We start from the raw sequence: 6,433 nt of genomic DNA, 5'->3' as shown, positions 1-6,433 counted from the left end.
GGCCGGACCTGGGCCGGCGGCTGTCCGACGCCGGCCGCGCCCAGGTCGCCGCCCGCTGCCCACCCGGCGCGGACCTGCAGATCGTGCTCGGCGACGGCCTGTCCGCGGCGGCGGTCGACGCCCAGGTCCCGACGCTGCTGCCGGCGCTGCTCACCGCGGCTGCCGAGGCCGGCTGGTCGACCGGCCAGCCGTTCGCGGTGCGCCAGTGCCGCGTCGGCATCATGAACGACATCGGCGACCTGCTGCACCCCACGGTGATCGTGCTGCTGATCGGCGAACGCCCCGGCCTCGCCACCGCCGAGAGCCTCTCCGCGTACCTGGCCCACCGCCCCCGCAGCGGCCACACCGACGCGGACCGCAACCTCCTGTCCAACATCCACCGCCGCGGCCTCACCCCCACCCAGGCCGTCGCCCGCATCACCGGCCTGGTCCAGGCGATGCGCACGTTGGGCACCAGCGGCGTCTCGATCAAGGAACCGACCGCCGCGCAGGCCCTCCCCACCACCACACCGCCCGGAGCGAATCCAACCTCCAGCACCTGAGTCCGGCGATGCCAGCCACTCGGGGTCGTGGGTAATCGATGCCAGGTGACCGTGACCAAAGGGGCGATCTCGTCGGCGCACCCGCGCACCTGTCGAACCACAGACCCCGAGCGTTCGCCGGCGATGATCGGATGCGGTGCGGGGGGAATGTTGCGGCACGATGCGTACGGTCCGTGGCGTCAGACCGGACAAGGCGCACCGCAATCGGCCCGTCCCGGGCGGTCGAGGCGATGGGCTCGGCGGCGGGGGACGGGCGGCAGCTCGTGCGTGGGCGGTCCGACCGCACATCGGCGGCCACCGGCGCAGGACAAATCGTTCTTCTGGACGCAGAGACGTCATCGCGGACTCCCCGGGTGATCGGCTTATCTAGTCACGCCCTATCGTGAAGACATCCGGAATTTCTGCGGATGGGAGCAGTGTGATGACCGAGCGGATCCAGGCCTCGGTGTTCCTGAGCTGGTGCCACGGTGACGCGAAGGCCAAGGAGTCGCTGCTCGCCAACCTGCACCTCGACGGCCTGGCCGGGGTGCAGGTCGACTGGTGGGAGGACTCGCATCTGGAGATCGGCGCTGACTGGCGCGGGAAAATTCTCGGCCAGCTCGCCACCTGCGACTATGGGCTGCTGTTGCTGAGCCCCGGGTTCTTCGCCAGCCGCTTCATCCTGGACGAGGAGCTGCCTCGGCTGCTCGGACCGGAGGTCGACAAGGTCCTGCCGGTGATGTTGAAGCGGGTCCCGATCGACGGCTCGTGGGACCTGCACGGGGTCGACAGCCGGCAGATCTTCACGTCCAGGGGGCGCTGCTTCACCGAGACCCGCGGGCCCAGCCGGGAGAGGTTCGCGTTGGAGCTCGCGACCGAGGTCCGGCGTCGAGTGCTGAGCGACGCGGCCTGATGCAGCGGCTGCCCCGGCGGGCGGTGCTGCGGCACCTGGAGCGGCTCACCGACGAGCTCACCCCCCGACAACGGGCTCGGCTGACGGCGCTGGCCGACCTCATCGGCGACGACGGACGGATCCCGATGCCGCAGGCGTTGGGGGTCGCCACGCCCGGCGGCGGCGACGTGAAGGCGCAGGACACGTTCCGCAAGTTCCGCGCCGCTCTCGACGAGGCGGCGACCGCGGCCGAGGTCGACCTGCGGCTGGTGAGCGACCGGCGCAAGGCGCCGCCGGCCGATCGGTTCTGCTGGTTCGAGGGCGCCGACGTGACCAGCGAGGAGGTGGCCGAGCGCTCCCAGCGGGAGGCCAGGCGGCGCACCGCCGACGAGCCCGTGCCGGCGTCGGTGTCCGAGGTGCTCCAGCCCGTCGTGTACGTGGAGACGGCGCCCCAGGCGTCCGAGGCGCTCCGCCAGTGGGAAAGACAGTTCGTGACGCTGCTGACCGAGCAGGTCGTCGCCCTCCCCGGTTACCGAGTCACCAGCCCGTTCGATCTGCTACTCGGCGCCGATGTCGACGCGGAGCGGCAACGGCTGCGGGAGTCGGCCGACGTGGTCGTCGAGCTCGACAGCGCCGCCGCCCGTCGGCACACCCCGGCAGGCACGACCGCCCGCCGTCCGCTCAGGTTCGCCCTGGAGGGCGTGGCGCCCAGCGCACCCGCCCCCGAAGGCGTCCCGCTCTGCGCCGGTCGGCCGTTCAGCCAGTGCCGGGACCGCGCCGCCCGGCTCCAGTTCGTCACGACGGTCCTCGCCTGGGTCGACGACCGACTCCGAGAACCGCTGCGACCCGGGCAGGAGCCGTGGACCGACGCCGAGACGGCGGCGCGGGCCCGGCACGAGTCGGCGGCAGCGGGCCAGGCCGATCGACGCACGTGGGACGACTCCGAGCAGGAGTCCTGGGCTCGGACGAGATTGGGTAAGCGGCCCATCGACGTGATCCCGGTACCTCCCGTGGCCGGTGAGACATCGCTCGCCGCGGGACTCCCCGGCGACCAGGCCCCGCGGCATCTCGGAGAACCCACGCGGGCGGTGGACCGCCTGTTGACCTGGGCGCTCGACGAGTCGCCGGGCGCTCGCCACCTGTGCACGCTGCTCGGCGACGTCGGGATGGGCAAGACCACCACCGTCAAACTGTTCACCGAGGCGCTGCTGGACCACCGCCGCCATCACGGCCCCACCGTGCCGCTGCCGATCCTGTTCGACCTGCGGGACCTGCCGCTCACGGTCGCCCGAGAGGGAGCCAACCTTACGAGGATCATGCAGGCGCTCTTGGACGCCGGCAGCGCCGGCGCTGGCCCGTTGGCGGCGCAGGTGCTGGACGTGGTGGCCGAGGGCGACTGCGTACTGATCTTCGACGGGCTGGACGAGGTGCTGGTGCACCTGGAGCCGCAGGCCGGCCAGCGGTTCACCCGGATGCTGTGGCGCGCCACCGAGGACACCTGGCAGTCTCGGTCAGCCGACCGGCGCGGGGCCCGGCCGAGCCGCCTGCTGCTGTCCTGCCGGACCCACTACTTCCGGTCCATCCGCCACGAGACCAACCACTTCACCGGCCAGCATCGCGACGGCCCGGTCAGCGCCGACTACCTCGCTCTGCTGATGCTCCCGTTCGGCGAGGAGCAGGTGCGCGCCTACCTCTCGGCGAACGTGCCCGGTGCCGACGCGGATCGGCTGCTGGAGCTGCTCGACAGCGTGCACAACCTGCGGGAGATCGCCGAACGGCCGCTGACCCTGCGGATGGTCGCCGAGCAGTTGGAGACGGTGGAGCAGGCGAAGCTCGACGGCCGCACCGTGCGCGCGATGGATCTTTACGCGTTGTTCGTCGCGCAGTGGCTGGAACGCGACGACGGCAAGCACTCGCTGCTGCCCGCGCACAAGGAGTTGCTGATGGAGGACCTCGCTGCCCGGCTGTGGCGCTCCGGCCGGGCGACGTGGCAGGTGGACGAGGTCGAGCAGTGGCTGCTGGAGTTCCTCGCCGGCCGCCCGGACCTGGAGCTGCACTACTCGGCCCGGGCCCCAGACCTGTGGAAGGAGGACCTGCGCACGGCGACGTTCCTGGTCCGACAGGAAGACGAGACCTTCGGCTTCGCGCACACGTCCCTGCGCGAGTACTTCCTCGCTCGTCACCTCGCCCGGGCCTTGGAGTCGCCCACGGAGCAGGCGCGGGCCGGCTGGCAGCTACCGGTACCGAGCCCCGAGACACTCGACTACCTGGGCCAGTGGCTGGCGGGCCGCAGCGACGCGCAGCGCGGGCGATGCACGGAGGCGATGGCGGCGATGGCCGCACAGGCCCCGGGCGGGCGAGCCGACGCGGCGGCGGTGCTGGCGTTCGCGTACTGCCTGGCGGCGACCCGCAGCGGCCACCCAACCCACGCGCCATCCGCATCAGTCCTGACCGGCGCCGACCTAGCCGGCTGGCACATCGACGGCGGCGGCCGGCGGCTCGACCTACGTGGGGTGACGCTGGCACGGGCCAAGCTGGCGGGCGCCGTGATGCGCGACGCGGACCTGTCCCGGGCCGACCTGTCCGGAGCAGACCTTACCCGCGCCGAAATCCACGACAGCAGCCTCGACGGGGCCGATCTGCGCCGCGCGAACCTCGCGGGAACGGTGTTCCGCGCCTGCAACCTGACCGACGCCCGCTGGACGGGCTCCCGTACCTACGCCACCCAGGCCCTGCTGTGCCGCCCGGCCGACGACACCCGCCGCGGCTGGCTGATGGCGCCGACCGCGGCCAGGCGCCAGCCCGGCGTCCGCCTGTCTTCCTTCCCCGGCCACACCGGCCGTTTGACCGGCGGGGCGTGGAGCCCGGATGGCACCCGCATCCTCACCGCCAGCCTCGATGGCACCGCCCGCATCTGGGACGCCACCACCGGACACCACCAGCTCACCCTCGCCGGCGGCCACACCGACTGGCTGTCCGGTGGGGCGTGGAGCCCCGACAACAGCCGCGTTCTCACCACCAGCGACGACGGCACCGCCCGGATCTGGGACGCCACCACCGGACACCACCACCTCACCCTCAACGGCCACACCAGCCGCCTGTCCGGCGGAACGTGGAGCCCCGACAGCACTCGCATCCTCACCACCAGCAACGACCGCACCGCCCGCACCTGGGACGCCACCACCGGACACCACCAGCTCACCCTCACCGGCCACGCAGGCCCGCTTTCCGGCGGCGCCTGGAGCCCGGATGGCAGCCGCATCCTCACCACCAGCGACGACGGCACCGGCCGGAGCTGGGACGCCACCACCGGACACCACCTGCTCACTCTCATCGGCCACACCAGCCGCCTGTCTGCCGGCGTGTGGAGCCCCGATGGCAGCCGCATCCTCACCACCAGCAACGACCGCACCGCCCGGATCTGGAACGCCACCACCGGACACCACCACCTCACCCTCACCGGCCACACCAGTCAGGCGGGCCGGCTTTCCGGCGGGGCGTGGAGCCCGGATGGCAGCCGCATCCTCACCACCAGCAACGACGGCACCGCGTGGATCTGGGACGCCGCCACCGGACACCACCAGCTCACCCTCACCGGCCACACCAGCCCACTGTCCGGCGGCGCCTGGAGCCCGGATGGCAGCCGCATCCTCACCACCAGCGAAGACCGCACCGCGTGGATCTGGGAGGCCGCCACCGGACACCACCAGCTCACCCTCACCAGCTACACCAGTTGGCTGTCCGGCGGAACGTGGAGCCCCGATGGCAGCCGCATCCTGACCACCAGCAACGACGGCACCGCCCGCAGCTGGGACGCCACCACCGGACACCACCAGCTCACCCTCACCGGCCACACCAGCCGCCTGTCCGCCGGAACGTGGAGCCCCGATGGCAGCCGCATCCTCACCACCAGCAACGACCGCACCGCCCGCAGCTGGGACGCCACCACCGGACACCGCCACCTCACCCTCACCGGCCACACCAGCCGCCTGTCCGCCGGAACGTGGAGCCCCGATGGCACCCGCATCCTCACCACCAGCAACGACCGCACCGCCCGCACCTGGGACGCCACCACCGGACACCACCAGCTCACCCTCACCGGCCACGCGGGCCCGCTAGCTGGCGGAGCGTGGAGCCCGGATGGCACCCGCATCCTCACCACCGCCAACGACCGCACCGCCCGCACCTGGGACGCCACCACCGGACACCACCAGCTCACCCTCACCGGCCACACCAGTTGGCTTTCTGGCGGCGCCTGGAACCCGGATGGCACCCGCATCCTCACCACCAGCAACGACCGCACCGCCCGGATCTGGAACGCCACCACCGGACACCACCAGCTCACCCTCACCGGCCACACCCGCATACCGACCTGTGGCGCGTGGAGCCCCGATGGCACCCGTATCCTCACCACCAGCGAGGACCGCACCGCCCGTATCTGGGACGCCACCACCGGACACCACCAGCTCACCCTCACCGGCCACACCAGCCCCCTGACCGGCGGCGCGTGGAGCCCCGACAGCACGCGCATCCTCACCACCAGCGAAGACGGCACCGCACGGATCTGGGATGCCACCACCGGCCGGCCGGTCGGCTGGCGGCTCGAGCAGCTTCCGGACGGCGAGCTGGCGGTCTGGTCGGCCGACGGGGACAAGCTGCTCGGCGCGTCGGAGGAGGCGTGGCGGTGGTTGGGCTGGCTGGTCCCACGCGGCGGCCGGATGATCCGTTTGCCGGCCGAGACCTGGGGCCCGCTTGCGCCGCTGTCCCGGCCGACCGTTCATCGCCATGACACTCCGCTCCGACGGAGGTGATGGGCAGCAAAGATGGTCCCATGGCAGTGACGAGACTTCTCCTGATCTCGGGCAGCACGCGTGGGTCATCGACGAACACGGCCGCGCTGCGGACCACCGTCGCGCTGGCGCCAGCCGGGGTGACGGCCGTCCTCTACGACGGGCTGGCCGACCTGCCTGCGTTCACCCCGGACGCCGACGACGCCGCCCCGCCGCCCGCGGTCGCCGCG

Annotated in this window: 3 protein-coding genes and 1 pseudogene; all 4 read left to right on the top strand. The window is 72.3% G+C overall.

Annotation, left to right across the window (positions count from 1 at the left end; translation table 11 throughout):
* Positions 1 to 542, top strand: a 542-nt coding sequence (locus tag ND748_RS22105) for an ethanolamine ammonia-lyase subunit EutC (protein ID WP_251747894.1), incomplete at its 5' end; no start/stop codon positions are given.
* A 421-nt stretch (positions 543 to 963) separates the two neighbouring features.
* On the top strand, positions 964 to 1,434 hold the full coding sequence (locus ND748_RS22100; RefSeq protein ID WP_251747893.1) for a TIR domain-containing protein: 471 nt from the start codon (positions 964 to 966) through the stop codon (positions 1,432 to 1,434).
* Positions 1,434 to 6,224, top strand: coding sequence for a pentapeptide repeat-containing protein (locus ND748_RS22095; protein ID WP_251747892.1), 4,791 nt, complete (start codon positions 1,434 to 1,436; stop codon positions 6,222 to 6,224). Before ND748_RS22100 ends, ND748_RS22095 begins: the two co-directional genes overlap by 1 nt.
* A 20-nt stretch (positions 6,225 to 6,244) precedes the next feature.
* Positions 6,245 to 6,433 (top strand): annotated as a pseudogene (locus ND748_RS22090) (NADPH-dependent FMN reductase); the annotation flags it as partial.

This window comes from Frankia sp. AiPs1 (assembly GCF_023716945.1).
GTDB lineage: Bacteria > Actinomycetota > Actinomycetes > Frankiales > Frankiaceae > Frankia.
The sequence above is the reverse complement of the archived record's forward strand: the minus strand, read 5'-3'. Positions and strand labels throughout refer to the sequence as shown.